A 25,522-nucleotide genomic window follows, 5' to 3' on the forward strand; every position below is an offset into this window, starting at 1 on the left:
GAGACGAATTCTTTAAAAAAGAATTTGTCTCACCAATCCTGCTGTCAGAAATTAGTTTGCATCTTTTCCGTGACAGTTCTTATATTTTTTCCCGCTTCCACAAGGACAAGGATCATTTCTACCGACCTTGTTCACATGGATTGGTTGTTTTTTCGCGCTAGTATTACTATTTTCTTTGGCATCTCCATCTTCTGAGTGAGAAGCTGTTCCTTGAGAAACTTGCTCACGCTGTACGTTTTGACGGATCTCAGCTTTCATGAAGATACGAGTGACTTCATATTCAATGGCACCTACCATATCTTCGAACATCTTGTAGCCTTCTGTTTGGTATTCAACTAATGGATTGTTTTGACCATAGGCACGCAAGCCGATTGACTGACGTAATTGGTCCATTGCATCGATATGATCTGTCCATTTAGAATCCACGACACGTAAGATCACGACTTTTTCGAATTCTAGCAGTTGCTCTGGTCCGTTCAATTGAGCTGCTTTGGTATTGAATACTTCTTGTGCTCGTTCGTTTAGATATTCTTTGATTTCTTGAGGTTTTTTTCCTTCGATATCTGTAAGGGAAATACTGTCTTCATGGACAAGTGTGCTGCCAGCAAAATCGACGATACTTTCCAAATTCCAATTTTCTTTTTCTAATTGCGTATGCGCATCTACCACACGACTGATTGTCCGTTTGACCATATTCATCAGTGGTTTAGATAAGCTTTTTTCTTCCATGATTACTTCTTGGCGCTGTTTATAGATTACTTCACGTTGCTCACGCATCACGTCATCGTATTGCAAGACGTTCTTACGTGTGTCGTAGTTGTTTCCTTCTACGCGTTTTTGTGCAGATTCTACTTGTTTCGTCAGCATCTTGCTTTGGATCACAGCATCTTCGTCACCGATCTTCATTCGATCTAAGAAAGCTTTGATTCGTTCTGAACCGAATCGTTTCATCAAATCATCTTCTAAAGACAAGTAGAATTGTGACATACCAGGGTCTCCTTGACGTCCTGCACGTCCTCGAAGCTGGTTATCGATACGACGAGATTCATGTCGTTCTGTCCCGATAACTGCTAGGCCACCAAGTTCTCTTACGCCAAGCCCCAGCTTGATATCCGTTCCCCGACCAGCCATGTTGGTAGCAATCGTCACTGCGCCTTTTTGACCCGCATTCATGATGATCTCTGCTTCTTTAAAGTGATTTTTCGCATTCAGCACTTCATGAGGAATACGTTCTTGATTCAGCATATCTGATAATAACTCAGATGTTTCAACCGCAACAGTTCCGACTAAGACAGGCTGTCCTTTGCGGTAGCGATCTTTGATATCTTGTACGACAGCATGGAACTTGCTTTGTAATGTAGGGTAAAGCAAATCTGGACGATCGTCACGGATGACCGGACGGTTTGTCGGAATCTGGTATACTTGAATATTATAAATTTCTCTGAACTCTTCTTCTTCTGTCTTAGCTGTACCAGTCATCCCTGCAAGTTTCTTGTACATACGGAAATAGTTCTGGAAAGTAATCGTCGCCATCGTTTTCGTTTCGTCTTCGATCTCTACGCCTTCTTTAGCTTCGATTGCTTGATGAAGACCATCTGAATAACGGCGTCCATCCATGATCCGGCCCGTAAATTGGTCAACAATCAATACTTTTCCATCTTGAACAACATAATCGATGTCTAAAAGCATGATGTAGTTGGCTCTCAATGCTTGATCCAAGTGATGGGTCAATGCAGTATTTTCAATGTCATATAAGTTGTCCAAACCGAATGTTTCTTCAGCTTTTTCGATCCCTGCTTCAGTTAAACTGATTGTTTTTGATTGTACATCGATTTTGTAATCTTCTTCTTCTTTCAAACGTTTCACGAAGTTGTCTGCTCTTGTATATAAAGCTGTTGATTTTTCTGCTTGCCCTGAAATGATCAGCGGCGTTCTCGCTTCATCAATCAAGATCGAGTCAACTTCATCGACAATGGCATAATTCAGCGGACGTTGTACCATTTGATGGCGGTAAACGACCATGTTGTCTCTCAAGTAGTCAAATCCTAATTCATTATTCGTGCTATAAGTGATATCGCAATTATAAGCCTCGCGTTTTTCATCCGAAGATTTTGAGTTGATATTCAACCCAACTGTCAATCCTAAGAAATTATAAAGCTCGCCCATTTCCGTCGAGTCACGGGTTGCTAAATATTCATTGACGGTAACTACGTGGACCCCTTCGCCAGTCAACGCATTCAGATACACCGGCATCGTTGCGGTCAAGGTTTTACCTTCACCAGTACGCATTTCAGGGATATTCCCATCGTGAAGCACGATCCCACCCATCAATTGTACGTGGTATGGATATAACCCCAATACACGTTTTGCTGCTTCCCGAACGACTGCAAAAGCTTCCGGAAGTAATTGATCTAATGTTTCTCCTTTTTGGTATCTGCCCTTGAATTCAGCAGTTTTTGCTTGTAATTGTTCATCAGTTAATGCTGCCATTTGGTCAGCATATGATTCAACTTTTTTTGCAATGCTATCTAAACGTTTTAGTTCTTTCTTATCGTTTTCGATAAGTGAACGAATCAAATTGGCCATGCGTTGTGTAATCTCCTTTTCCTTCTGTGTATTATCCAGACTATGTAGACTCTACTTTTCATTTTATCATTAGTTATAGATAATTGAAATATCTTAATCGTATTAAAGTAAGAACTTCATAATTTATTCATATTTCAACTAAAAAAGAGACGAATTCAAAAAAACTTGCGGCAGCTATTGACAGCTGCTGCAAGTTTTTGATGTTATTTAAGTATGGCTGATCAGTCTGTTTCGATCAATCCGTATTTTCCATCTTTTCGGCGGTAAACGATACTTGTACCATTTGTTTCTGCATCTTCAAAAATAAAGAAGTTATGTCCCAGCATGTTCATTTGTAAGACTGCTTCTTCACTGTCCATTGGTTTCAATGAAAGGCGTTTTGTACGTACGATATCTAATTCAGAATCGTTTTCGTTTTCTTCCTCTCCATTGAATAAAACAGCAGCATCTGCAGTATTCATGCCCGTTTCACGGGATTTACGATTGATTTTTGTTTTGAATTTGCGGATTTGGCGTTCTAATTTGTCAACAACCAAATCGATACTTGCGTATAGATCTGGAGAAGTTTCTTCGGCACGTAATACAAGATAAGGTAATGGGATCGTTACTTCCACTTTTGCTGTTTTTTCTGTATAAACTTTTAAGTTCACATGCGCCGTAGCATCGGGTGCGTCACTGAAATAGCGTTCTAGTTTGCCTACTTTTTTCTCAACGTAGTCGCGAATCGCTTCAGTTACTTCGATATTTTCGCCGCGTACATTATATCTAAACATAAAAATTACCCCTTTCGTCTACCACAATCAAGAAGGAGAAGGACCACTCTTTCCCTCTTCTTAATTCTATTATATCGAACTCTAGGTTATTTGCAAATTAAATCGCTATCAAATTTCCACATCTGATTCATCTTGCCAAAGAAATGGTTCGGATGATTTTCGGCTGTGCGTTCTGCAAGCAATCTGCTGCATGAAAAAGCGTCTGTCCTGTTGTATAGACATCGTCAATAATCAATATTTTTTTATGTTGTATCTTAGAAAGAGGTACGGCAAGCTCAAAAGGCTGAGGCATCTCCAATCTTTCCTTTCGCGTGTTTTTTGCTTGAGCAAGCAGATGTTGCTCTCTTTTGAGCAGCATCTGAAAAGGAATTTTTGCTACTTTCAACATCTCGCTTACTTGATTGAATCCTCTTTCTAGCCACCTTTTTTCAGATAAAGGTATTGGACAATAAATATATGCCGGGTAATCTTTTTTTATCTGAGTCCATTTATATGCAAAAGTCCCTGCTAATCGGATGTCTCCCATAAACTTGTACCGATTGATCCAAGCCTGCATCTTTTCATCGTACGTAAAAAAGGCGCGGTGTTGAAAATCATATGCAGGATATTTCTTCTTCCATTCTTGACAGTCGTTGCAGTAAACGAAACTAGTCTTTGCTTTCTTTTTCGTCTCCTCGTATTTCAAATGGATTGGTTTTTGACAACCTGCACAACCTTTTGCTTCCAATAAATGGAATTGTGCGCGGCAAACTGAACATGTCTGAGGAAGTCTATATTTCGACACACCGATGATCTCGCTGAATGTTAAATTTTGAATGATGTCTTTACTGCAGCAACTACATCTCACAGCATCTTCTTCCCTTCTTCGTTCATTTCTTTGATTTCCTGACAGGCTTTTCGAATAGATGAAGTTTTTTCTTCATAGAAAAAATAGACTCGACTGTTCGTATAAGGACCTTTACGATCAGCTCTTCCTGCGATTTGCACCAAAGAGGATTTAGTAAAAACTGGATGATCTGCTCCTAAAACGATGACAGAGATTCTTTCAAATGTGACTCCTCTTTCTAGGATCATCGTGGTTAACAGTATCTCGTATGTTGCTTCTCGCATTTCCTGAACTTTCTTTGCCCGTTGATCGTCTTGTGAAGAAACATCTGTTATCTCATATTCTGGAAAAGCTTCTTGCAGTTTGACTTTCAAACGATGCATCATCGTAATACTTGGACAAAATAAAAGGATATGGTTTTCTTTGATTAGTTGCTGAATGATCCGCACCAAAGAGTTGATTTTCTTTTTGTTCCCACATTTTTGTCGCCAATTATTCATGAAAACAAGTACGGGTTCAGGAAGCAAGCGCCGATGAAAGCGCAAGGCAAGTTTGTGGAGCTCAAATGTCTGCTTGATTTCCTTTAGTAACTTCTCATCAGGCGTGGCACTTAAGTAGATGAATCGACCGTCTGGTTTGATTGCTGTTTGCACAGCGTGAGCTAGCCCAGCGTCCCCGCTATAAGGAAAAGCATCGATCTCATCAATTACTAATAAGTCAAAGGATCGATAAAAACGGTATAGCTGATGAATCGTACAGATAACAAAAGAACTAAAGGTATAAGCTGTTGTTGTATTCCCATGGAGCAACATGATTGTTTCTTCTGGAAAAACAGGACGATAACGTAAAAACAATTCATTACAAACGTCGATTCGTGGTGTACAAATGGCTACTCTTCCTCCAGCTTTTAACGTTTTCACTAAAATCGGATAAAGCATTTCTGTTTTTCCTGCACCTGTTACCGCCCAAATAAGATGGTGTCTTTTTTCTGAATGATCAAGTATCCTCTCTGCGATTTCCGTTTGTTTTTCAGTAAGCTGTCCTGTCCAAGAAAAGACGACTTCTCGAGATCCTGCTTTTGGCTGATCAAATAAATATAACTCTTGTTGACTGTCGCATCGCCCTAAAGACAGGCAATGTATGCAAAAATAGCCATAGTCTGCAAGCTGTCCCTCAAAGACAGGCGTTTTCACTCCACAACGATGACAAAGAATCCTGTTACCTAAACGTTCTACTGCTGCGATCTTCTTATAATTTGGTAAGTTTCCCTCCTCACAATCCATTGCTTCAATCTCTCTCGTAAGAAGCCTTCTGCCCCAAAAATAATTCATATCATTCGCCCTAAAAAAATATACGAAAAAACAAGCAATCTTTTTTTGGATTGCTTGTTCGATAGTTCTATATAATCTATTTATTCACCAATCAATGTAATTGCTTGGTCTAATACTTTTTCGCCATTCATCATTCCATAATCAGCCATATTGATGACGTCTAAAGGAATGCCTTTTGGTTCCAGACGTTTTTCAAAATCAGCTTTCATAAAGCGAACTTGAGGTCCTAATAACAGTACATCTACATCTTTATTTGCAAGATTATTATCTGCATCAGAAGCTGACACAGCGAAAATATCAGAATCGATTCCTTTTGCTTCCGCAGCTTTTTGCATTTTTGTTACTAGCAAACTTGTGCTCATACCAGCCGAACATACAAGCATGATTGTTTTTTTAGCCATACTTTTCTCTCCTTTTTAAAACAGACTACGCAAACGTTTTCTTAGCGTCTGTTACTCTATTATATAAAAAGAAAGAAATTTGTCAACGTTTTCTAAACACGGTTTATTTAATCAAATAGCCAGCTAGATTTCACTAATTTATTGAATACGACATATTCTTTATCCAAATTGATGACTACTACTTCATAGCCTGCATTTAACCAGCCGTAGGCACCCTTTTCTGGATGTTTATAGTCATTTGCCCACCAATCTGTGCTTTCCCTGGCTGTTTTGGGAAGTCCGTTACTGGGAAACAACAGTTCATCAAATTGGGTAAAGGTCAATGTTACTTGGGAGCCGCCGTTGTTCTTCAAATAATGCGTAATTGCATCGTACTTTTTCATTCGTTCCTTCATCCCCGGATCCACCTGCCTTTGTCTTTATTATCGCATACTACAGCAATTGCGCAACCGTTATAGTGTTGAAACAACCTAGAACTTTCTTTATACTGAATAAAGCAACCGAAAAAAAGAGGTGACAAGATGATCGAACGTTATCGTACAATCAAAGAAAATGGACAAAGTGAGATCGAAATCAAGAAATCACGCTTTATCTGTTCTCTTAAACGAATAGAATCAGAAGAAGAAGCGAAAAACTTCATCCAAGAAATCAAAAAAGAACATTGGAAAGCAAACCATAACTGCAGTGCCTTCGTCATTGGCGAAAAAAATGAGATCCAACGAAGCAGCGATGATGGCGAACCAAGTGGAACGGCGGGCGTACCGATGTTGGAAGTCCTCAAAAAAAATCAACTGATCAATGTAGCTGCAGTAGTCACTCGATATTTTGGAGGAACGAAACTCGGCACGGGCGGATTGATACGTGCATACACTCATGCGGTCTCTCAAGCATTGTCCGACATTGGAATCGTAGAAGGTACCTTGCAACAGGAGATCTCCGTTGTGATCACGTATCCGCAACTAGGAAAATTACAAAATTATCTTGAACTACAGCATTTTTTCATAAAAGAAATCCAATACACTGATCAAGTCATCGTCATCTGTGCAGTGGATGAAAAAAATGCTGACAGCTTTAAAGAATCCATCATTGAGCTGCTGAACGGACAAGTCCAATTTGAAGAAGGCCCTGTTTCTTATCACGAGCAACTGATAACTGATCATAGATAAAAACAGGTGATTCTGATTCTCTTTTTTTCGAATAAGGAATCAGGGATCACCTGTTTTTTATTTTTCCAAATAAAACTCAAAACGATTTCCTACATATTGCGTACGCACATACTCAAATGGCGTGCCATCTTCAAAATAGGAAATCTGACGCAAACGAAGAACTGCATCTCCTCGTTTCACCTCTAAATAGTCTGCGATTTTCTCAGATGCCAATACAGCCGTGATCGTTTGATTCGCTGGACCGATTTTTTTCCCGCCTTTTTCTTCTAATGTGCGATACAACGATTCAGTAATCTCTGCTTTGCTGTAGCCATCGATCAGCTTTTGCGGAACACTGGCTACTTCAAAACAAATAGGGACATCGTCTGCAAAACGAATACGTTCCATTCGCAAGATCGTGTCATCTTTACTCAAGTTTAGTTTTTCCATTTCACTTGAGCTTGGCGAAGTCAAAAAGTAAGAGATTGTTCGGCTAGACGGTACTCTATTTTGCGATTCCATGATTTCTGTAAAACTTGTCGCGCCAGACATCTTTTCTTGTACTTTTTCTCGCGCAACATATGTACCCGAACCGATCTTTCTTTCTAAGATTCCTTCATCTGCCAAGTTTTGAATTGCTTGTCTCAACGTCATACGGCTGACATTGAATTTCACTGCTAATTCTCTTTCTGAAGGAAGACGGTCTCCGACTTTCCATATACCTTGTTCGATTTCATTTTTTAATTGGTCATGAATCTGTATATATACAGGTAATTGATTCGACATAACGTACACCCGTCCTTTCGTTTCTTCTATTATAACTGGTATATACCTGATTCACAACTGAAAAAGATAAAGGATTCTATCCATAAGCAGATGATGTAGGTGCAAATCCTTCTTCCCATTCCTATTAACAGAATCCATTTTCTAGATATATTCAATTGAGAAAATAACAAAAGACCCTATAATCGCTGAAAATGCCGATTTATGGATCTTTTGTTATTATTAGCGGTTTTTAGCCATCCATTTTTTTGTATGATTCGTTGGGCGTTTTGATTTTACATGGACTGCTTTTTCGCCTTTTTTAGGAATGTTCACTTCGATATCGTATTTTTCTGATTTGACCAAGTCATATAACTTTTCAGCTGCTTCGTCTACTTTTTCTTTCCACTTCATTTTGACCCCTCCAATTCTTTTTGTTAACTTAACTCTATCTTAAATTGACAGAATCTTCAAGGAACAAGGTAACAAAGCAAAAAAAAGAGCTCTCGAACTTACGAGAGCCTACGGTTGTGCTATACTGGGGTAGCTGGATTCGAACCAACGCATGAGGGAGTCAAAGTCCCTTGCCTTACCGCTTGGCTATACCCCAATGAAATGGAGGAGAGTGGATTCGAACCACTGAACCCTAAGGAACGGATTTACAGTCCGTCGCGTTTAGCCACTTCGCTACTCCTCCGAAAGGTTTGTATCAACCTGACTTAGTTATAATACCTAATTTTCCAGATTTTTGCAACCCTTTATTGAAAGTTTTTTTGATATTTTTTTATTCGTGCAGATTCCAGTGACGAATCACTGTTTCTATCGCATTTTCAAGACTTTTTTCTTTCCCAAAATCTTCTTCACCAAAGAAAATTTCATATTCTTTTGGTCCATAGGCTAAAATTTCACCAATCATTTTTTTCCCTATAAATAACTGAGTGACTTCATAATTCTTACCTTTGATATCTTTTTTTACTTCTTCGATACGCACTTCAATATCTTTATTTTTTTTTGACATCATTTTCACCTCTCAGACATTTTATCATATTGCAGACAATAAAACATTCCTTAGGTAAAAATCTCTTGTCCATTTCATCTTCTTTTATACAAGAGGCGACTTCTCTAAAGCTCTTAATTCTCCCCTTGACCTATAGCGATATAGTTGGCCGCTGCGCCTACAAGATTAGCATCGTTTCTGTATTCACACAATAGGATCTGCGGCTCGAAATCATGCAAGTCGAATTGATCTGTCAACTTCTTCATTCTACTTTGGATCTCATCAATGAGCCCATCCTTTGCAGAAACGCCACCGCCTAATACGATAACTTCCGGATCGAATGAAAATTGGATACTGAATAAACCTTTTGCCAAGTACGTATAAAAACTCTCAACTTCTTCTTTTGCTATTTCATCCCCGGTTTCTGCTAATTCAAAGACGTCTTTTCCGGTATAAGTATTCTTATCGACTCCTTTGCGTTCACAATACCGCCAAGCCATCTGTACGGCTGTACCAAGTTTACTAAATGTCTGATCGCCCTCTAAGAACATCAAACCGAATTCTCCACCATAAAGATGTGCACCTTTATTGATTTGGCCTTTCGTGAACATCGCTCCGCCAATCCCAGTTCCTACCACGACAAAAGCAACATCTTGATAATCACGAGCAGCTCCTTCATAAAACTCAGCCATTCCGGCACAGTTGGCGTCATTTTCAATCGTTACCGGAAGTTGAAACAAAGTTTCCAAATCTCTAAAAATATTAAAGCCATGAATATAAGGAATCGCACTGATTCCCTCAATTACCTGTTTCTCATTATTCACTACTCCAGGTGAGCTGATCCCAATTCCTTCAATCTCAAAAGAAAGACACATGTCTTTATAGACTCGTAATAATTGCGCTTTCATTTCTTTCCAAGATTCAGGCGTTGCAAATTGGCCCTTGCCTTTGACATCTTTACTATCCCAACAACCATATTTGACAGCCGACCCGCCAAAATCAAAAACTAATATCCCCATAAAAACATTCTCCTTTTTGCTTGCTAAAGCTATTGTAATGTATATGTTTAGTATTTGAAAGCATTTTCTCGGATCACTAGTCTATTCGTTAAAGCTGGTTTTGTGTAAGTGAATCGCTAAAATCACTTGATCTCGCAATTGTTCTCCGTTCTCAAAAATCGGTTGAGAATAATGATGGATAAAATAGTCTTTGACTCGACCAATCTCCACATAGCCCATTTTTTGATAGAGATGTAACGCAGCACTGCTAGTACTGCCGGTTCGTATGATGATCTGAGTTTGACTGGAAGCGAGTTGTGAAAGCTTCTGAAAAGCTGTCTCAAGGAGTTTCCCACCAATCCCTTTTCCTTGATGCGAAGGTTCTACAGCTACGTTAACGATTTCGAATTCTTTTTCCCTTACTATATAGATCAGTATACCTATTGTTTTTTCTTTTTCTTTCCATATCCAGCCGTTCCCCTTTGAAACATATACCTGAACTTTTTCTTTATCAGGATCTGCATCTAATAACAAGGACCATGGTAAATCTATCTTATTGAGTTCTTCGATCATTTTTGACCTCCATATATGTAGTCATGAAGTCGTTACTTTGATAGTCACTCTCTCTTTTCTTTATTGCTCAGTGCTACCCGTATTTTTCACAACCTTTTTATAATCTGGTTCTTTTTTATCTTTCTTATTTCTCGTTAATTGAAAGGTCAAAGGTACATAATCGATGCCGCCTTTGACAAAGGGATGACAGCGCAAGATCCGAGCCGTCCCCATTACCGTCCCTTTTAGCGCACCATGAGTTTGAATTGCTTTTATCATATAATTAGAACAGGTTGGGTAATAGCGGCAACTAGGCGGAAATGCAGGCGAAATAAAGCGCTGATATCCTCTAACTAAATAAATCAATATCTTCTTCATCAACTAGATTCCTTCTTTTCTTTTACTAAAAAAAGGGATCGTGACTAAAGTCAACGTTCCCTTCTGTTTTCTTTTATCCTATGCTGCTTCATGGCTCATTTCCTATCGACTAGAACCACCGTAATTAATTATCAATGAAAAAAGTCTCGAATATGAATCCACAAGCTGGGTTGAAATACTTTAAATGGATTGCCACCACCGATGACACCATATCCAATCATCGTTCCGGCTACAAAAAGAAGGATAAGCAATAAGATCACCACTAAAATCTTTATCAGAGTTAATAAGATATATCGTTGGTTACTCATTCAGCCACTTCCTTATGCAATCGTTTGTGCTGTTTTTTCAGCAGGAGTTTGATCCATGTCTACACGTTCAACATCTGCACCTAATTTTTGTAGTTTGATATGGAAGTTATAATAGCCACGATCTAGATAATTCAAGTTACGGACACGTGTGATTCCATTTGCTTTCAAGCCAGCTAAAACTAATGCTGCTGCTGCACGCAAGTCTGTTGCATACACTTCCGCACCTTGCAATTCATGGTTTCCATCCATGATTGCTACATTTCCATCGATTTTGACGTGGGCGTTCATACGGCGCATTTCTTCTAAATGTTGGAAACGATTTTCAAAAACTGTTTCAGTTACTACGCTTGTACCTTCTGCCACTAATTGGATGGCTGTCATTTGCGCTTGCATATCTGTAGGGAAACCAGGATGAGGCATCGTTTTTACATCTGTAGGTAAGATATGTTTTGGTCCGATGACACGGATTCCGCCTTCTTCTTCAATGATTTCTGCACCCATTTCGATCAATTTAGAAATCAATGGGCGGTTATGTTCAGAGATAGCATCAGCAATCAGTACATTGCCTTCTGTCATTGCAGCAGCGACCATAAAGGTACCAGCTTCGATACGATCTTGTACGATTGAATGGTTGACTGCATGTAAATGATCAACGCCTTCGATACGCATTGTTTCAGTACCCGCTCCATAGACATGCGCACCCATTTTATTCAAAATATTTGCTAAATCAACGATTTCTGGTTCGCGAGCTACGTTTTCAATGATGGTTGTTCCTTTTGCTTTTACGGCAGCCATCATGATATTTTGAGTAGCACCTACACTAGGAAAATCTAAATAAATCGTGTTACCGATCAATTCATCTGCAATTGCTTCAATATAGCCGTTTTTTTGAATAATTTTTGCTCCTAAAGCTTGAAATCCTTTTAAATGTAAATCGATTGGGCGTTTACCAATCGCACATCCACCAGGCATAGCCACTTTTGCATGTCCATTTCTAGCAAGTAGCGGTCCCATCACAACGATTGAAGCACGCATTTGACTAACATACTCATAAGGCGCTTCGATTTCTAATTGTCTTGAAGCGTCGATTGTTACTTGATTCTTTTGTTCATCAAAATCTACATCTACATTTAAGTGACGAATCACTTGATTCATAGTGAAGACATCAGAAAGAATCGGGACGTTGTCTAATGTCGTAATACCTTCTTCTGCTAACAAACTGGCAGCTAAAATAGGCAATACAGCATTTTTAGCTCCTTCAATTCTTACTGTTCCATTTAATTGATTGCCACCTCTTACGATGATCTCTTCCATGTTGTTGTTCCCTCCAAAAAATTCCAATGAGCATACACTTACTCAAAATCTTTTCTATTATAACACCCTTCCTTTTAAAATAGTACCTTTTTTTAAAATTTACAGGCTAACGAAAAGATTTCGGCATAAAGCGATAACTTCTAAGAAAAAATTACTTGCAGTGTACCCTAAAAAGATTGAAAAAAGTACGATTGCCATTCTAATTTGCGTATTATGCATTGGTCTAAAAAAAGTCTCAATGCGTAACGAACGTAAAGACCAGAAGGCTAAGTAGATAAACGCCAAATGACTCACGATTCGAAGTATCGCATCAATTCCGTATACTTGCATAATGACGTCCTTTCTAACAGTTGTTTTTATAATAACTAATAAAATGATAATACCATAAAATGTATAAAAGGAAAAACAAGTATACTTAAAAATAGTGGAATACCCTTACATTTTTAGGAAATAAGGGGAAAAATATGCAAAAAAAGAGACTGAGACAAAAGTCTTGTCTCAGTCCTTTATTCCAAATAAAAGGTGTTCTCCTGCCAACTCCTCGGTCACAAGCCACAATATTCATCAAACATGAGAACCTGTTTTTTAATTTGTTCCTTGTGACTCGGAGCTGAATGGCAGGCTCACGATCTCTGATTCACGGTGTTCCAGAAGTAGCTTCTTCGAAAAATAAGCTGACCACTTCTGTCGCAACCTCTGATACACGAATAAACATCCGCTTCTCATTTTATGAGTGCTTAGATACTTTAATACGATTGATTGCTCGATGCAACGCAACAGTTGCCCGCTTCAATTCGTTCGTATCTTGTTTTGCTTTTGCTTCTTCGATTTGGCGTTCTGCACGTTGTTTTGCACGTTCCGCACGAGATACATCGATATCCCGTTCACGTTCCGCACTATCAGCAACGATTGAAACAACATTATCACGCACTTCCATGATTCCGCCATTCACAGCAATCCAATCGACATGGGTATCTGAATCTGTCCGTTTTACACGAACTTCATCAATCGTCAAAGGAACGATGATCGGTGCATGTTTAGGCAAAATCCCAAGCTCACCAGCTGTCGTACGTGCGACGACGATAGCTGCATGGTGATCATAGACCAAACCGGCAGGAGTTACCACATTTACTGTTAAATATTGATCCATGGGGCACCCCTTTCTAGTAGCCTAGTGTTTTCGCTTTTTCTACGACGTCTTCGATTCGGCCAACACTTCGGAAAGCTTCTTCAGGAAGATCATCGTATTTGCCTTCCAAGATTTCGCGGAATCCTTTCACTGTTTCTTCTACAGGAACATAAGAACCTGGAAGACCAGTAAATTGTTCAGCCACGTTAAAGTTTTGTGACAAGAAGAATTGGACTCTGCGGGCACGAGAAACTAACACTTTTTCCTGATCGGATAATTCATCCATACCTAAAATAGCAATAATATCTTGTAATTCACGATATCGTTGCAATACGTGTTGGACTTCTGTTGCTACTTTATAGTGTTCTTCTCCCACGATTTCAGGTGCTAAAGCACTTGAAGAAGAAGCCAATGGATCTACCGCTGGATAAATCCCTTGTTCTGTTAATTTACGTTCCAAGTTGGTTGTCGCATCCAAATGGGCGAATGCTGTTGCCGGCGCCGGGTCAGTGTAGTCATCGGCTGGCACATAGATGGCTTGGATCGATGTAATCGAACCTTTTTTCGTAGATGTGATACGTTCTTGCAATTGACCCATTTCTGTTGCCAATGTTGGTTGATAACCAACCGCAGAAGGCATCCGTCCTAACAAGGCTGATACTTCAGATCCAGCTTGAGTGAAACGGAAAATATTGTCGATAAACAACAGTACATCTTGGCCTTCTACATCACGGAAATATTCCGCGATCGTCAAACCAGTTAACGCAACACGCATACGTGCACCTGGTGGTTCGTTCATTTGACCGAACACCATGGCTGTCTTTTCGATAACTCCTGAATCTTTCATTTCATAATACAAGTCATTACCTTCACGAGTACGTTCACCGACACCGGTAAATACAGAAATACCACCGTGTTCTTGGGCGATATTATGGATCAGTTCTTGGATCAGTACGGTTTTACCAACACCGGCACCACCAAATAGTCCAACTTTCCCACCTTTTAAATATGGGGCAAGCAAGTCGATAACTTTGATCCCTGTTTCCAAAATTTCTGTACTTGTACTTAATTCGTCAAAGGCTGGTGCTTTTTTATGAATTTCGCTTCTTTCCGCATCCTCTGGGAAAGGTGTTTCTAAATCGATCGTATCTCCTAGCACGTTGAATACGCGACCTAATGTTTCTTTACCTACAGGAACAGAGATTGCTTTGCCTGTATCAATGACTTCCATTCCTCTTTGTAAACCATCTGTTGATTCCATCGCAATGGTCCGGATCACTCCGTCCCCTAATTCTAATGCTGCTTCAAGAACAACTTTTGATTTATTTTCGTCATTTTTATAAACAACTAATGCGTTGTTGATATCTGGTAAGGATTGGTCTAAAGAAAATTCCACGTCGACAACGGGACCGATTACTTGAACAATCTTGCCTGAACTCATCTTTTTTCCTCCAATCTCAATACTATTCTAGTGCCGAAGCTCCGGCAACAATTTCGGTAATTTCTTGGGTAATAGCCCCTTGTCTTGCACGGTTATAAGAAACCGTCAGCTCATCAATGATATTAGCAGCATTATCAGTTGCTGTTTTCATTGCTGTCATACCAGCAGCATGTTCTGCTGTTTTGGCGTCAACGATCGCACCGTAGATCAAACTTTCAGCATACTGAGGCAATAACTGAGACAAGATTTCTTCTTTTGAAGGTTCAAAAATATATTCTTGTTCGAAAGTCGTTGCTTCTTCTGGATCTAAGTCTGAGATTGGCAGCATTTTTTCTACACGAAACTGACTAGTTAGCGAATTGATATGATGGTTATAACATACGTATAATTCATCGAATACTTCGTTTTGGTACATAGTTGTTGCCATATTTACGATTTTGCGGACTTCATCAAAGCTTGGCTGATCAGATAAATTGCGCAGCTCATATGCTAGGTTGATACCGCGTGCTTTAAAGAAGTCTGCACCAGTTCCGCCAATTGCGATCATCACGTAATCATCGGGTGATTGGTGGTCTTCTTCTAAAATAGACATCGTTTGTTTCAATATCGAACTGTTATATCCACCGACCAGACCGCCATCTGCAGTGATGACGATATAACCGGTTTTCTTCACAGGACGGCTGAGCAGCATGCTGTTGTAATTGATATCCCCTCTAGGATTTTCTGAGGCAATATCATTTAACTGAGTAGCAGTCAAATGCGTAACGATTTCTCTTACTTTTGTTGCATAAACCTGAAACTTCTGTGAAGAAGCTTCAGATTTTGTCAACTTAGAAGCAGACACCATCTGCATTGCCCGCGTGATTTGGCTCGTTTTTTTCGTTGAAGCGATACGTGTCTTGATTTCATTTAATGAAGCACCCATTCATCTCACCTCACTATGCATTTTGAATGGATTTCAATTTATCTTCTGTAGAGGAATTATTTCCTTTTGTAGCTAAGAACATGTCTTTATATTCCTGAATCGCACTGTTCAACGTTTCTTCTTCTGGAAGATCTTTTGTTGTACGGATTGTTTCAAAAATATCTGAATGATTGGTATCCAGATATTCGAATAATTCATGTTCGAAGTCTAAAATACTGTCTACAGGGATACTGTCCAAGAATCCATGTGTCAAGGCATACAAAATCACTACTTGTTTCTCAACAGCTAGCGGTGCATGCAGTTTTTGTTTCAAGATTTCTACTGTACGGCGTCCACGATTTAGTTTTGCTTGTGTTGCCGCATCCAAATCAGAACCGAATTGTGTAAATGCTTCTAATTCACGATAACTTGCTAAGTCTAGACGTAAAGTCCCAGCAACTTTTTTCATTGCTTTAATTTGCGCAGAACCCCCTACACGAGAGACAGATAGTCCGGCATCAACCGCTGGACGAGTACCCGCGTAGAACAAGTCGCTTTCTAAGAAGATTTGTCCGTCAGTGATTGAAATAACGTTTGTTGGGATATAAGCAGAGATATCTCCAGCTTGTGTTTCAACAAATGGCAAAGCAGTCATTGAACCGCCGCCTAGATCATCACTTAATTTTGCTGCACGTTCTAATAAACGTGAGTGCAAGTAGAAAACATCCCCAGGATAAGCTTCACGACCTGGTGGACGGCGAAGTAGCAAGGAAAGTTCACGATAAGCAACAGCTTGTTTTGAAAGATCATCAAAAATGATCAATACATGTTTACCGTTGTACATGAATTCTTCACCCATTGCAGTACCAGCATATGGTGCGATATAAAGCAATGGTGCTGGTTGAGACGCACCGGCATTCACAACGATTGTGTAATCCATTGCGCCATATTTTTTCAATGTTTCAACTTGTGTACGAACTGTAGAATCTTTTTGTCCGATTGCTACATAGATACAGATCATATCTTGACCTTTTTGGTTGATGATCGTATCGATCGCAATAGAAGTTTTCCCTGTTTTACGGTCACCGATGACTAATTCACGTTGTCCGCGTCCGATTGGCACAAGGGCGTCGATCGCTTTTAGCCCTGTTTGCATTGGTTCGTTAACAGATTTACGTTGCATAACACCTGGTGCCATCGCTTCTACTGGACGAGCTTTGTCAGTAACGATTTCACCTAGTCCGTCGATTGGTTGACCTAGCGGATTGACTACCCGACCGATCAAGGCCTCTCCAACTGGAACTTCCATGATCTTACCTGTTCGTTTTACTTTATCTCCTTCACGAATGGACTCGAAATCGCCAAGGATAATGATACCTACATCATTTGACTCTAAGTTTTGCGCCATTCCGTATGAGCCGTTTGAAAATTCAAGCAACTCACCACTCATCGCGTTTTCTAAACCATGTGCACGAGCGATCCCGTCACCTACATAAGTTACGGTACCGATTTCTTCGACTGAAAGCACGTTTTGATAATTTTCAATTTGTTCTTTAATCAAGGCACTAATTTCTTCTGCTTTGATGGCCATTCGATTCACCTACCTCTTTGTACTATCTGTTTAATTGATTACGCATTTTTTCTAATTGCGTGCGAATGCTTCCGTCGATTACTCGATGGTTGGCTTCAACAATCGCGCCACCAATAATAGAAGAATCAACGATTTGTTTTAATTCAACTGATTGATAGTCCATTGTTTTTGCAACATTCTTTTCTAATTGTATTCGTTGTTCGTCTGAAAGTGGGACTGCTGTTGTGACACTTCCCAATAGTAACCCTTGATGTTCATCATATCGACGTTCATATTCTTCGATCATGAACAAAAGATCATCCATTCGGTTATACTCATAAACAACTTCTAAAAAGTTTTTAACGATTCCATCATAACCGCTGACAAGCTTGTCCATGATTTCTCGTTTTTCATGAGGTTCTAGACGAACATCACTTAACATATTCCCTAATCCAGGTACTTGTTCATAGATTTGACGTAAACTTACGAGATCTTGATAGATTTCTTCTGCTTGATTTGAATCGATCGCCAGTTCAAATAAAGCTTTCCCGTAACGTCTTCCTACTGTATATTTATCTAGTTTCATTTGAAGAACCTAGACCTTCAATGTATTGATTGATTAATGATTCATGCATTTCTGGAGATAATTCTTTGTTCAAGATTTTTTCCGCGATTTGAAGAGAGAGTTCTGCAACGTCGTCTTTTACAGAGTTCAGCGCTGAATCACGTTCTACAGTGATATCAGCTTGGGCTTTGCTTTTTAGACGAGCTGCTTCTTCTTGAGCATCCTTCAAAATATTTTGGCGGCTTAATTCTCCACTTTCTTTCGCATTTTTGATGATATCAGCTGCATCAGAACGAGAGGCTAACAATTGTTGTTCGCGTTCTTGTTCCATTTTCGCTGAGTTGATGCGAGATTGTTCTGCAGAATCTAAATCATTGGCGATCTTGTCTTCACGTTTTTTCAAAATATCGCTGATTGGTCCCCAAGCAAAGTGCTTCAAGAGAGCCAGTAGTATCAAAAATGAGCCGCTGACAACGATGATATTACCTAACATCGCATTGCCAACTTCTGCAATTGCCAATTGATTCAGCATAGGCGAGCCTTCCTTTCTTTGGAGTATTTCTAGTTTCCATGTAAAAAAGCAGTAACAAACGATGTTGTTTCTGCCTTAATACTGATTCAATTAAACGGCAAAAACTAGAATCAAGGCGATAACTACCCCTAAGATAGGAACAGCTTCAACTAGAGCTACCCCGATAAACATTGTTGTACGGAATTGACCAGACATTTCAGGTTGGCGAGCCATTGATTCGATTGTTTTAGAGATAACTTGACCGTTACCATAACCGGCTCCGATTGCTGCTCCCATGATTGCGATTGCTGCTGCGATATAATTCATAATTGTTTTCCTCCTAAAATAGATAAATAGTAGTTTGTTTTTTAACCGAGTATTATTCTTCTACTTCAATCTTATGGCTCATATAAACCATTGACAAAGTAACAAAGACAAATGCTTGGATGCTCCCAATAAACAAGGAGAACGCGATCCAGACCATCTCTAATGGAATTGCTAATGGTAATGAGAACCAGCCTAAGCTTGTCATCATTTTTGCAATCAAGGTTAGCAAAACTTCCCCCGCATAAATATTCCCATAAAGACGTAAAGCAAGTGTTAATAAGTTTGTAAATTCTTCAATCAGTTTCATCGGAAACATAAAACTATAGGGTTTCAAGAACGAATTTACGAAATATCCTTTGAAGCCTAACTTTTTCACCCCGAATAAGTGAGTAAGTAAGATCATTATAAATGCCAAAGTTAAAGTAACAAACGGGTCTGCTGTCGGGCTTTTCCAAAGTGTTGTTTCGTTAGGTAAGACGATTTTTGTTACTAAACCGATGTTGTTTGCAACAAAAACAAATAAAAACAATGTAAATGCCAACAAATGGAAATTGCTCAATTCTTTTCTAGGCAGATTATCTGTTACGATTCCTCGACTAAAATCAATGACCCATTCTATCGCATTTTGTTTGCCTGTTGGTTTCAACTTAAGATTTCTTGTAAAAAAGTAAGCTAAGAAGAAAACAATCAAACAGGTCAGTAACACCATTATACAAACTGTACCATCAAACCAAATTGGTCCAATGTGGAACGTTAGCGAGCGTTCATCCAATCCATTTCACCTCTTTTCCCCGAAATTCACATAAAATCAATTCATGTGCGTATCTGGTTTTTTCCAATCGGTTTCTAACCACACGGTATCATACCACCATGAAACAGAAAATTCAAAACATTTTCATGAAAATTAGACACTTTTTTATTTCAGTCAAAAACGAAGCGAATTTTTCCCCATGCACGGTGCTCCTGATCTAAGAAAAAACCTGTGATAATCATGTTTTATCAGATTAAATGCTAACAAATTTTATCATTAAGTAAAAGCAAAAGCACCGAATATGCGAAAAAGGATAATGAAATTATCTAGAGAAATTTTTTAATGTTCGATCAATTTGTCGATCGATATCTTTTCGTTTCAAATCTTCCCGTTTATCATACGATTTTTTCCCTTTTGCCAGACCAATCAATACCTTGGCATAGCCGTTACGAATATAGACTTTTAAAGGAACAACAGTGATTCCCGTGTTTTTCAATTCGTTTTCAAGACGAACGATTTGTTTCTTGTGCAATAATAGTTTTCTCGTGCGCAACGGATCATGATTAAAAATATTTCCTTGTTCATAAGGACTGATATGAACATTATGCAAGAAAGCTTCCCCGTTGCGGACGCGAATAAATCCATCTTTCAGATTGATCCGGCTGTTTCGTATCGACTTGATCTCCGTTCCTTGCAAGACCATCCCTGCTTCCATCGTGTCGATGATCGAATAATCATGGCGAGCTTTCTTGTTTTGTGCAATTAGTTTTCCCTCGCCTTTTGGCATAGCTGTTTCCTCCAACTCATTTTATTTTTTCTTTTTCTTCTTTTTGACACCTTTGTAAAATGGCTTTTTCCCTTTTTTCTTACCGAACGTTTGCTTACTATCACTATATCGTTTGTTCTTCTTGCCATTTTTTTCTGAGCGTTTGCCTGCTTGTTTTCCTTCTCGTTTTCCAGATTTTCCATTGCGTGCTTTTGGACGTTCCAACGCAGTGACCTCTTCTGCGGAAACGAGTTCAAAATCCACTGCTCGTTCATCTGGATCAGCTTTGACTACTTTTACGCGCACTTTTTGTCCGATTTTAAAAGTCAGACCAGTTCTTTCACCTACAAGCGCTAAATGATTTTCAATAAAATGGAAGTAGTCTTGTTTCAATTCATTGATATGGATCAATCCTTCTACTGTATTCGGTAGTTCGATAAACAGTCCGAATTTCACAACAGAGCTGATGATCCCGTCGAATTCTTCTCCCACTTTGTCCATCATGAATTCTGCTTTCTTCATCGCATCTACTTCACGTTCTGTTTCTACTGCGCGACGCTCCATCTTAGAACTATGATCCGCGATTTCAGGAAGTTCCTCAGCCCATAAACTTTGATTGCTTTCACTTTTATCTTGGCTATAAGAACGGATCAGCCGATGGACGATCAGATCGGGATAGCGTCGAATAGGAGATGTAAAATGTGTGTAGTAATCTGCTGCTAAGCCATAATGCCCAAAATTGTCTTCTGAATAGCGTGCTTGTTGCATACTTCTTAGCAACATAGTATTGATAACTGCCGCTTCTGGTTTATCTTCTACTCCTTCGATCACATGCTGTAAATCTTTCGGTGTGATCGTTCCTTTCGTTCCTCGTACCAGAATGCCCAAAGCTGAAGCAAAATCAAAGAAGCGCTGCATTTTTTCTTCTTTTGGCTGTTCATGGATTCGATAAATAAACGGAAGATTTAATTTATTATAATGTTCAGCTACCGTTTCGTTGGCAGCAAGCATAAAGGATTCGATCAAGCGTTCACCTATCCCTCTGCTTCTTAGCTGGATATCATTTGGGTGTCCTTCAGCATCAACAAAGATCTTCGCTTCACGATCCTCAAAAGAAATCGCTCCACGTTTGATTCGCATCGTTTCAAGGATTCGATGCAATTCACCCATTTCTTGGAACATAGGCACGAGCTGAGCATAGCGTTGCATCGTTTCTTCATCTTGATCTTCTAAGATTTGATTGACAGCTGTGTAGGTCATCCGTTCTGTTGTTTGGATCACACTTGGAAAAATCTCATGAGAGACAACTTGTCCATTTGGATCGATCTCCATTTCACAACTCATGGTGAGTCGTGGAACATGGGGATTCAATGAACAGATACCATTGGATAAACGTTGTGGGATCATCGGAATCACTCGATCGGTCAAATAGACACTTGTTCCTCTTTCGTATGCTTCTCTGTCCAGTTGACTGCCTTGCGTCACATAGTAAGATACATCTGCAATGTGTACTCCAAGAAAATAATTACCATTTTCTAATTTTTTGACCGTCACTGCATCATCTAGATCTTTTGCATCTTCTCCATCAATCGTAACGATGAGCTGATCTCTTAAATCTCTGCGTCCAACAATATCCTTTTCGCTGATCTGGTCTGGAACTTCATCTGCCTCAGACAACACATCATCAGGAAATTTTGTAGGGATACCGTTAGCCACGACAATCGAGAGGATATCCATGCCAGGGTCATTCTTATGACCAATCACTTGCTTGATTATCCCTTCTAAACTAGTCGCATAGCCTTTTTCAGGATAATGGGTCAGTTCGATCAGTACAATACTTCCGTCAACTGGACGAACTCCCTCTGCCGCTGCATACACTTTGAACTGGTTAAGCTTTCTATCTTTCGGGATGACCACACCATAAAGATCCGTTTCCTGTATCTCTTCGTCTGAATAAGCAACAAATTCTCCGGCTAACTGAGTAGTCGCTCGGTCTCGAATCTCCACTACTTTTCCCTCTGCTCCGCGATCCATATCTGTATTTGCTCGCTTCATGATATCAATTGCTACGGTATCCCCATCCATTGCAAAGCCAGTCGCTTCTTTCGGGATATAGATATCATCTTCTTCGGGATCAATCGTTACAAATCCAAATCCTCGTTCATTTGCCCGAAATGTCCCTTCGACCAAGATCGGTTTTAAAGGAAGTTTGACTTTTCCTTTTTTATTGAAAACGATACTCTGTTCTCTTTCCATTTGAGCAATCGTTTGTACTAGTAATTTAAAATCATCGCTTTTTTGAAAGCCTAGACCTTCAGCGATTTCTTCCATAGAAAAACTACGTTTGCGACTGCTTTCCATGAAAAAGAGAATTTTCTCTTTTATTGTTTCTTTTGTCATATTTATTCCTCATTCCAAGGTAATTTTTCTAAAAATTCCAACACGTCTTTTTCTAATTCGCGTCTTGCTGTGCCAACTGTAATCACATGACCGCTTTCAGGATACCATTGAAGTGTCACCCGTTGGCGGCTCAATTTGCGTGCCGTTTCAAATACACCATTTGGGTCGATCATTTCATCTTTCCCAGCTTGAGCTAAAAATATTGGCTGTTGGATATCTGATAGTCTACTTTCTGCGATTGCTGCTTGGTCTTGTATATCCATTAATTGATGTTCAGCTAACGAGCGGTAAGACACAGCTTTTTCATTGATTTCTTTTTCTGATTTGCCTGCTATCTTCAGCACTTGACGTACATATTTTTCAAAATTTTCAGGCACGTTTGTTTCTACAGGAGACAGGGGCGAACAGAAAAAACCGCCGCCAATTACTGATTCTTCTTCTAGTGCCCGTACAGCAAAGATGCCACCCATCGATAATCCCAATACGGCAATATCAGAAAACTGTTCAGACTGTAAAAAATGGATAGCTTTTTTAGTATCTGCCCACCAGCTTTCTGCTTTTTCTTGCAAGATATCATATGGCTCCATCGTTCCATGTCCTTTAAATAGCGGCGCATAGACTGTATAATCTGCTTTTTCTAAAAAACGTGCGAGCATCCGGACATCATTTGGACTTCCTGAGTACGCATGAAGCAGCAAAACTGCTCGTTTTCCATGTTTTGCATAAAGGGGTTTTGGTAATTGTTTCACTCGTTTCACCTCTTTCGCCTCATTTTACCATAGTTTCTTTCATAACTTCTTCTTAAGCGTTCTCTTTGCAATAAAAAAAGCCGCCCGCCGTTGTGCGAGAGGCTTATTCGACTACTTCGAAGATAAAAATGCTAGGACAAATAATAAGATCATCCAGACAGCTCCCATGACTGCAGTTGATCGCTGCATGACAGCTTCAAAGCCGCGAGCTTTTTGTTTGCCGAATAGTTGATCCGCACCGCCGGTAAATGCACTCGCTGCACTATTTTGCTTGCTTGGCTGCATCATAATCGCAATGACCATAACAATCGATAAAACGATCACGATTCCCAAAATTAAATTATACATATAGCAGCCTCCTTCCCAAAAGATATCGTCTCTTTAACTTTATCATAGATAAAACTCCGTGACAACTCTATATAAATGGAAAAACAGCTGAAAGTGCAAATCTTTCAGCTGTTATTATTATGATTGGCGTAAGACGTCATGATACTCTGGTTTCTTCTCAAACTCTTTTTTTGCGTAAGGGCATAAAGGGATGATCTTTTTCCCCTCTCGTCTTGCTAGTTCTACTCCAGTATACACTAGCTTTTCAGCTAATTTTTGACCACGATATGCTGGATCGACAAATGTATGGTCAATGATCATGATGTCTGGCCCCGCATCCGACCATGTCATTTCTCCGATTTCTTGTTGCTCATCATTGAATAAAGCAAGACGATTTTTTTCCTCTTTGATTTCCATATGCCGCACTCCTCAAATAACTGATATTTTTTTATTCCTACCTTATTTTAACAGTCTCATGGTCTATAAACAATTATTTATCCTCGGATTGCTTACAAAAAGGAAGAGAAAATCAATCCATCGTTATTCTTTGTTCAATAAATGAAAAAATCACTGTCCAATAGGTTTTCGGATCTTTCATCGATGCTTCCAAATGTTCTGCTTCTGGAACAAGCAGTAATGCTTTATCCCCTGCTGTAGCGTTTTGAATCGTGTATGCTGCTTCTGTAGGAACAAAATGATCTCTTTCACCATGGATGACTAACAAAGGCAAATGGTTACTACCAAGCTGTCTTGTAGCTGATGCTTGCTTTAAAGAATAACCTGCGTATTTCTGAGCATAGTGATTCGCATATCTCATGATCATTTTTTTAGGAAAGACCGTGATTTTACTTAACATGTACCGAAATTCCGCATAAACAGAAACATATCCGCTGTCTAAGATAAATCCTTTGACTGCAGATGGAAGCTTTTCACCACTTGCCATCATAATCGTAGAAGCGCCCATCGAACCGCCGTGCAAAATAATGGATGCATCTGGTTGTTCATCTAAGATGAGTTGGATCCATGCAATTAAATCTAGCCGGTCTAGCCATCCCATTCCGATGATTTCTCCTTCACTTTCTCCATGCGCACGTAAATCGGGTATAAGAACGTTGAATCCTTTCTCTGCATATCTTTTACCTATATGAGACATATCTCTTTTCCCTGTACTTCGATAATCATGTACACAAATGACCCATTTATTCTGCTGAGTTGGTTGGAGGAACATCTGTCCAGCTAGTTTCAACCCGTCATAACTTTTGATCGTTTTCGGTATTCCTTGTTCCCAGAAGCTTTCACATTCTTCTTCTAATTTTTGCCGCTTTTTTTCTACTGACGTGACTGCAGCAGGATCCATCAAGCGGTGCCCAGTGTCTTCATACCAGTCATAGCCTCTCTGTACTCCCGCTCTTACTAATTTCTTTGCATAAAAATAAGAAAGAAAATGGTAACTGATTCCTATAATTATCAGAATAAGAATGAAATAAAAAATAACCATCGTACACCCGCCGCTTTCTGCCAAACTATAATCTATTTATTATACAATATACCGATCAATAGGATTCTTTTTCTTCGGCACACGTAAATTCCATTTCTTTTTCATTGTATCATTTACTTAAAGTTCTTCTCAATAGATTTACTTGTAAGAGAGCATTTACATTCATAATAAAAGCCAGTATACTAATTTCGTGCATTATAAACAAGACGCTCG

The 25,522-nt window shown here is 39.4% G+C and carries 30 protein-coding genes and 2 tRNA genes; 1 reads left to right on the forward strand and 31 read right to left on the reverse strand.

Going from position 1 to position 25,522, the window contains the following annotated elements; translation table 11 throughout:
- Window positions 1–51 precede the first annotated feature (51 nt).
- The 6 genes from secA to RWU19_RS08000 form a co-directional block, all read right to left on the reverse strand.
- Window positions 52–2,586, reverse strand: a complete 2,535-nt coding sequence (secA, locus tag RWU19_RS07975) for a preprotein translocase subunit SecA (protein WP_070770001.1) — start codon at window positions 2,584–2,586, stop codon at window positions 52–54.
- 221 nt (window positions 2,587–2,807) lie between these two features.
- Window positions 2,808–3,359, reverse strand: coding sequence for a ribosome hibernation-promoting factor, HPF/YfiA family (hpf, locus tag RWU19_RS07980; RefSeq protein ID WP_002292771.1), 552 nt, complete (start codon window positions 3,357–3,359; stop codon window positions 2,808–2,810).
- Window positions 3,360–3,486: 127 nt separating this feature from the next.
- The gene (locus RWU19_RS07985; protein ID WP_123837899.1) at window positions 3,487–4,206 is read right to left on the reverse strand and encodes a ComF family protein; all 720 of its coding nucleotides are present in this window, start codon (window positions 4,204–4,206) and stop codon (window positions 3,487–3,489) included.
- Window positions 4,203–5,516, reverse strand: coding sequence for a DEAD/DEAH box helicase family protein (locus RWU19_RS07990; protein WP_123837900.1), 1,314 nt, complete (start codon window positions 5,514–5,516; stop codon window positions 4,203–4,205). Before RWU19_RS07990 ends, RWU19_RS07985 begins: the two co-directional genes overlap by 4 nt.
- Window positions 5,517–5,596: 80 nt before the next feature.
- Window positions 5,597–5,917, reverse strand: coding sequence for a PTS sugar transporter subunit IIB (locus tag RWU19_RS07995; RefSeq protein ID WP_002292778.1), 321 nt, complete (start codon window positions 5,915–5,917; stop codon window positions 5,597–5,599).
- A 107-nt stretch (window positions 5,918–6,024) separates the two neighbouring features.
- On the reverse strand, window positions 6,025–6,312 hold the full coding sequence (locus RWU19_RS08000; RefSeq protein WP_002400548.1) for a hypothetical protein: 288 nt from the start codon (window positions 6,310–6,312) through the stop codon (window positions 6,025–6,027).
- 126 nt (window positions 6,313–6,438) lie between these two features.
- Here RWU19_RS08000 and RWU19_RS08005 point away from each other — a divergent pair, with 126 nt between their 5' ends.
- On the forward strand, window positions 6,439–7,083 hold the full coding sequence (locus RWU19_RS08005) for a YigZ family protein (RefSeq protein ID WP_002308585.1): 645 nt from the start codon (window positions 6,439–6,441) through the stop codon (window positions 7,081–7,083).
- A gap of 57 nt (window positions 7,084–7,140) precedes the next feature.
- Here the strand turns inward: RWU19_RS08005 and RWU19_RS08010 are convergent, their stop codons facing one another.
- The 25 genes from RWU19_RS08010 to RWU19_RS08130 form a co-directional block, all read right to left on the reverse strand.
- Window positions 7,141–7,848 carry a GntR family transcriptional regulator gene (locus RWU19_RS08010; protein WP_002292782.1) on the reverse strand — a complete coding sequence of 236 codons (708 nt, stop codon included), beginning with the start codon at window positions 7,846–7,848 and terminating at the stop codon, window positions 7,141–7,143.
- Window positions 7,849–8,067: 219 nt separating this feature from the next.
- Window positions 8,068–8,238 carry a hypothetical protein gene (locus RWU19_RS08015; protein WP_002292784.1) on the reverse strand — a complete coding sequence of 57 codons (171 nt, stop codon included), beginning with the start codon at window positions 8,236–8,238 and terminating at the stop codon, window positions 8,068–8,070.
- 124 nt (window positions 8,239–8,362) lie between these two features.
- Window positions 8,363–8,434, reverse strand: a tRNA-Gln gene (locus RWU19_RS08020).
- A gap of 6 nt (window positions 8,435–8,440) precedes the next feature.
- Window positions 8,441–8,521, reverse strand: a tRNA-Tyr gene (locus RWU19_RS08025).
- A gap of 87 nt (window positions 8,522–8,608) precedes the next feature.
- Window positions 8,609–8,845, reverse strand: coding sequence for a DUF2969 domain-containing protein (locus tag RWU19_RS08030; RefSeq protein ID WP_002316425.1), 237 nt, complete (start codon window positions 8,843–8,845; stop codon window positions 8,609–8,611).
- Between the two features lie 110 nt (window positions 8,846–8,955).
- The gene (locus RWU19_RS08035; RefSeq protein WP_123837901.1) at window positions 8,956–9,840 is read right to left on the reverse strand and encodes an ROK family protein; all 885 of its coding nucleotides are present in this window, start codon (window positions 9,838–9,840) and stop codon (window positions 8,956–8,958) included.
- 81 nt (window positions 9,841–9,921) lie between these two features.
- Window positions 9,922–10,392 (reverse strand): GNAT family N-acetyltransferase, encoded by a 471-nt coding sequence (locus RWU19_RS08040; RefSeq protein WP_123837902.1) that lies wholly within the window; start codon window positions 10,390–10,392, stop codon window positions 9,922–9,924.
- 60 nt (window positions 10,393–10,452) lie between these two features.
- A complete protein-coding gene (yidD, locus tag RWU19_RS08045; RefSeq protein ID WP_002329491.1) occupies window positions 10,453–10,749 on the reverse strand; it encodes a membrane protein insertion efficiency factor YidD in 297 nt (98 codons plus the stop codon).
- Between the two features lie 131 nt (window positions 10,750–10,880).
- The gene (locus RWU19_RS08050; protein WP_002292789.1) at window positions 10,881–11,057 is read right to left on the reverse strand and encodes a DNA-directed RNA polymerase subunit beta; all 177 of its coding nucleotides are present in this window, start codon (window positions 11,055–11,057) and stop codon (window positions 10,881–10,883) included.
- A gap of 12 nt (window positions 11,058–11,069) precedes the next feature.
- Window positions 11,070–12,371, reverse strand: coding sequence for a UDP-N-acetylglucosamine 1-carboxyvinyltransferase (gene murA, locus RWU19_RS08055; RefSeq protein ID WP_002308580.1), 1,302 nt, complete (start codon window positions 12,369–12,371; stop codon window positions 11,070–11,072).
- A gap of 99 nt (window positions 12,372–12,470) precedes the next feature.
- The gene (locus RWU19_RS08060) at window positions 12,471–12,701 is read right to left on the reverse strand and encodes a DUF1146 family protein (RefSeq protein WP_002300479.1); all 231 of its coding nucleotides are present in this window, start codon (window positions 12,699–12,701) and stop codon (window positions 12,471–12,473) included.
- A gap of 397 nt (window positions 12,702–13,098) precedes the next feature.
- Window positions 13,099–13,521: a F0F1 ATP synthase subunit epsilon gene (locus RWU19_RS08065; RefSeq protein ID WP_002289005.1), complete on the reverse strand. Its 423-nt coding sequence runs from the start codon at window positions 13,519–13,521 to the stop codon at window positions 13,099–13,101.
- A 13-nt stretch (window positions 13,522–13,534) separates the two neighbouring features.
- On the reverse strand, window positions 13,535–14,941 hold the full coding sequence (gene atpD, locus RWU19_RS08070; RefSeq protein ID WP_002289006.1) for a F0F1 ATP synthase subunit beta: 1,407 nt from the start codon (window positions 14,939–14,941) through the stop codon (window positions 13,535–13,537).
- 22 nt (window positions 14,942–14,963) lie between these two features.
- A complete protein-coding gene (locus RWU19_RS08075; protein WP_002292792.1) occupies window positions 14,964–15,866 on the reverse strand; it encodes a F0F1 ATP synthase subunit gamma in 903 nt (300 codons plus the stop codon).
- Between the two features lie 13 nt (window positions 15,867–15,879).
- Window positions 15,880–17,436, reverse strand: coding sequence for a F0F1 ATP synthase subunit alpha (gene atpA / locus RWU19_RS08080; RefSeq protein WP_002292793.1), 1,557 nt, complete (start codon window positions 17,434–17,436; stop codon window positions 15,880–15,882).
- Between the two features lie 22 nt (window positions 17,437–17,458).
- On the reverse strand, window positions 17,459–18,001 hold the full coding sequence (locus RWU19_RS08085) for a F0F1 ATP synthase subunit delta (protein WP_002292794.1): 543 nt from the start codon (window positions 17,999–18,001) through the stop codon (window positions 17,459–17,461).
- Window positions 17,988–18,512, reverse strand: coding sequence for a F0F1 ATP synthase subunit B (gene atpF / locus RWU19_RS08090; protein WP_002292796.1), 525 nt, complete (start codon window positions 18,510–18,512; stop codon window positions 17,988–17,990). Before atpF ends, RWU19_RS08085 begins: the two co-directional genes overlap by 14 nt.
- Window positions 18,513–18,602: 90 nt before the next feature.
- Window positions 18,603–18,818, reverse strand: coding sequence for an ATP synthase F0 subunit C (atpE, locus tag RWU19_RS08095; protein ID WP_002292797.1), 216 nt, complete (start codon window positions 18,816–18,818; stop codon window positions 18,603–18,605).
- Between the two features lie 52 nt (window positions 18,819–18,870).
- Window positions 18,871–19,590: a F0F1 ATP synthase subunit A gene (atpB, locus tag RWU19_RS08100; RefSeq protein WP_002300474.1), complete on the reverse strand. Its 720-nt coding sequence runs from the start codon at window positions 19,588–19,590 to the stop codon at window positions 18,871–18,873.
- A gap of 301 nt (window positions 19,591–19,891) precedes the next feature.
- A complete protein-coding gene (gene smpB, locus RWU19_RS08105; RefSeq protein WP_002292799.1) occupies window positions 19,892–20,356 on the reverse strand; it encodes an SsrA-binding protein SmpB in 465 nt (154 codons plus the stop codon).
- Between the two features lie 21 nt (window positions 20,357–20,377).
- Window positions 20,378–22,735: a ribonuclease R gene (rnr, locus tag RWU19_RS08110; RefSeq protein ID WP_123837903.1), complete on the reverse strand. Its 2,358-nt coding sequence runs from the start codon at window positions 22,733–22,735 to the stop codon at window positions 20,378–20,380.
- A gap of 2 nt (window positions 22,736–22,737) precedes the next feature.
- Window positions 22,738–23,493, reverse strand: a complete 756-nt coding sequence (locus tag RWU19_RS08115; protein ID WP_002300470.1) for an alpha/beta hydrolase — start codon at window positions 23,491–23,493, stop codon at window positions 22,738–22,740.
- Window positions 23,494–23,595: 102 nt separating this feature from the next.
- Window positions 23,596–23,832 (reverse strand): preprotein translocase subunit SecG, encoded by a 237-nt coding sequence (gene secG / locus RWU19_RS08120; RefSeq protein WP_002292802.1) that lies wholly within the window; start codon window positions 23,830–23,832, stop codon window positions 23,596–23,598.
- 117 nt (window positions 23,833–23,949) lie between these two features.
- The gene (locus RWU19_RS08125) at window positions 23,950–24,228 is read right to left on the reverse strand and encodes a GNAT family N-acetyltransferase (protein ID WP_002300467.1); all 279 of its coding nucleotides are present in this window, start codon (window positions 24,226–24,228) and stop codon (window positions 23,950–23,952) included.
- A 112-nt stretch (window positions 24,229–24,340) separates the two neighbouring features.
- A complete protein-coding gene (locus tag RWU19_RS08130; RefSeq protein WP_002314671.1) occupies window positions 24,341–25,309 on the reverse strand; it encodes an alpha/beta hydrolase in 969 nt (322 codons plus the stop codon).
- Window positions 25,310–25,522: the final 213 nt, after the last annotated feature.

It is taken from the genome of Enterococcus sp. 2STP (genome assembly GCF_032465635.1).
Taxonomy (GTDB): domain Bacteria; phylum Bacillota; class Bacilli; order Lactobacillales; family Enterococcaceae; genus Enterococcus_B; species Enterococcus_B lactis.

Excerpts from the sequence above, each read along its gene's own strand:
- hpf (WP_002292771.1), bottom strand. The coding sequence starts at position 3,359 with ATGTTTAGATATAATGTACGCGGCGAAAATATCGAAGTAACTGAAGCG.
- yidD (WP_002329491.1), bottom strand. The coding sequence starts at position 10,749 with ATGAAGAAGATATTGATTTATTTAGTTAGAGGATATCAGCGCTTTATT.
- atpE (WP_002292797.1), bottom strand. The coding sequence starts at position 18,818 with ATGAATTATATCGCAGCAGCAATCGCAATCATGGGAGCAGCAATCGGA.
- RWU19_RS08000 (WP_002400548.1), bottom strand. The coding sequence starts at position 6,312 with ATGAAGGAACGAATGAAAAAGTACGATGCAATTACGCATTATTTGAAG.
- RWU19_RS08010 (WP_002292782.1), bottom strand. The coding sequence starts at position 7,848 with ATGTCGAATCAATTACCTGTATATATACAGATTCATGACCAATTAAAA.
- RWU19_RS08130 (WP_002314671.1), bottom strand. The coding sequence starts at position 25,309 with ATGGTTATTTTTTATTTCATTCTTATTCTGATAATTATAGGAATCAGT.
- RWU19_RS08050 (WP_002292789.1), bottom strand. The coding sequence starts at position 11,057 with ATGAGTAACCAACGATATATCTTATTAACTCTGATAAAGATTTTAGTG.
- secG (WP_002292802.1), bottom strand. The coding sequence starts at position 23,832 with ATGTATAATTTAATTTTGGGAATCGTGATCGTTTTATCGATTGTTATG.
- RWU19_RS08125 (WP_002300467.1), bottom strand. The coding sequence starts at position 24,228 with ATGGAAATCAAAGAGGAAAAAAATCGTCTTGCTTTATTCAATGATGAG.
- rnr (WP_123837903.1), bottom strand. The coding sequence starts at position 22,735 with ATGACAAAAGAAACAATAAAAGAGAAAATTCTCTTTTTCATGGAAAGC.
- RWU19_RS08075 (WP_002292792.1), bottom strand. The coding sequence starts at position 15,866 with ATGGGTGCTTCATTAAATGAAATCAAGACACGTATCGCTTCAACGAAA.
- atpA (WP_002292793.1), bottom strand. The coding sequence starts at position 17,436 with ATGGCCATCAAAGCAGAAGAAATTAGTGCCTTGATTAAAGAACAAATT.
- RWU19_RS08065 (WP_002289005.1), bottom strand. The coding sequence starts at position 13,521 with ATGGATCAATATTTAACAGTAAATGTGGTAACTCCTGCCGGTTTGGTC.
- atpF (WP_002292796.1), bottom strand. The coding sequence starts at position 18,512 with ATGCTGAATCAATTGGCAATTGCAGAAGTTGGCAATGCGATGTTAGGT.
- RWU19_RS07995 (WP_002292778.1), bottom strand. The coding sequence starts at position 5,917 with ATGGCTAAAAAAACAATCATGCTTGTATGTTCGGCTGGTATGAGCACA.
- RWU19_RS07990 (WP_123837900.1), bottom strand. The coding sequence starts at position 5,516 with ATGAATTATTTTTGGGGCAGAAGGCTTCTTACGAGAGAGATTGAAGCA.
- RWU19_RS08015 (WP_002292784.1), bottom strand. The coding sequence starts at position 8,238 with ATGAAGTGGAAAGAAAAAGTAGACGAAGCAGCTGAAAAGTTATATGAC.
- RWU19_RS08030 (WP_002316425.1), bottom strand. The coding sequence starts at position 8,845 with ATGATGTCAAAAAAAAATAAAGATATTGAAGTGCGTATCGAAGAAGTA.
- murA (WP_002308580.1), bottom strand. The coding sequence starts at position 12,371 with ATGGAAGAGATCATCGTAAGAGGTGGCAATCAATTAAATGGAACAGTA.
- smpB (WP_002292799.1), bottom strand. The coding sequence starts at position 20,356 with ATGCCAAAAGGCGAGGGAAAACTAATTGCACAAAACAAGAAAGCTCGC.
- atpD (WP_002289006.1), bottom strand. The coding sequence starts at position 14,941 with ATGAGTTCAGGCAAGATTGTTCAAGTAATCGGTCCCGTTGTCGACGTG.
- RWU19_RS08060 (WP_002300479.1), bottom strand. The coding sequence starts at position 12,701 with ATGCAAGTATACGGAATTGATGCGATACTTCGAATCGTGAGTCATTTG.
- secA (WP_070770001.1), bottom strand. The coding sequence starts at position 2,586 with ATGGCCAATTTGATTCGTTCACTTATCGAAAACGATAAGAAAGAACTA.
- RWU19_RS08005 (WP_002308585.1), top strand. The coding sequence starts at position 6,439 with ATGATCGAACGTTATCGTACAATCAAAGAAAATGGACAAAGTGAGATC.
- RWU19_RS08040 (WP_123837902.1), bottom strand. The coding sequence starts at position 10,392 with ATGATCGAAGAACTCAATAAGATAGATTTACCATGGTCCTTGTTATTA.
- RWU19_RS08035 (WP_123837901.1), bottom strand. The coding sequence starts at position 9,840 with ATGGGGATATTAGTTTTTGATTTTGGCGGGTCGGCTGTCAAATATGGT.
- RWU19_RS08085 (WP_002292794.1), bottom strand. The coding sequence starts at position 18,001 with ATGAAACTAGATAAATATACAGTAGGAAGACGTTACGGGAAAGCTTTA.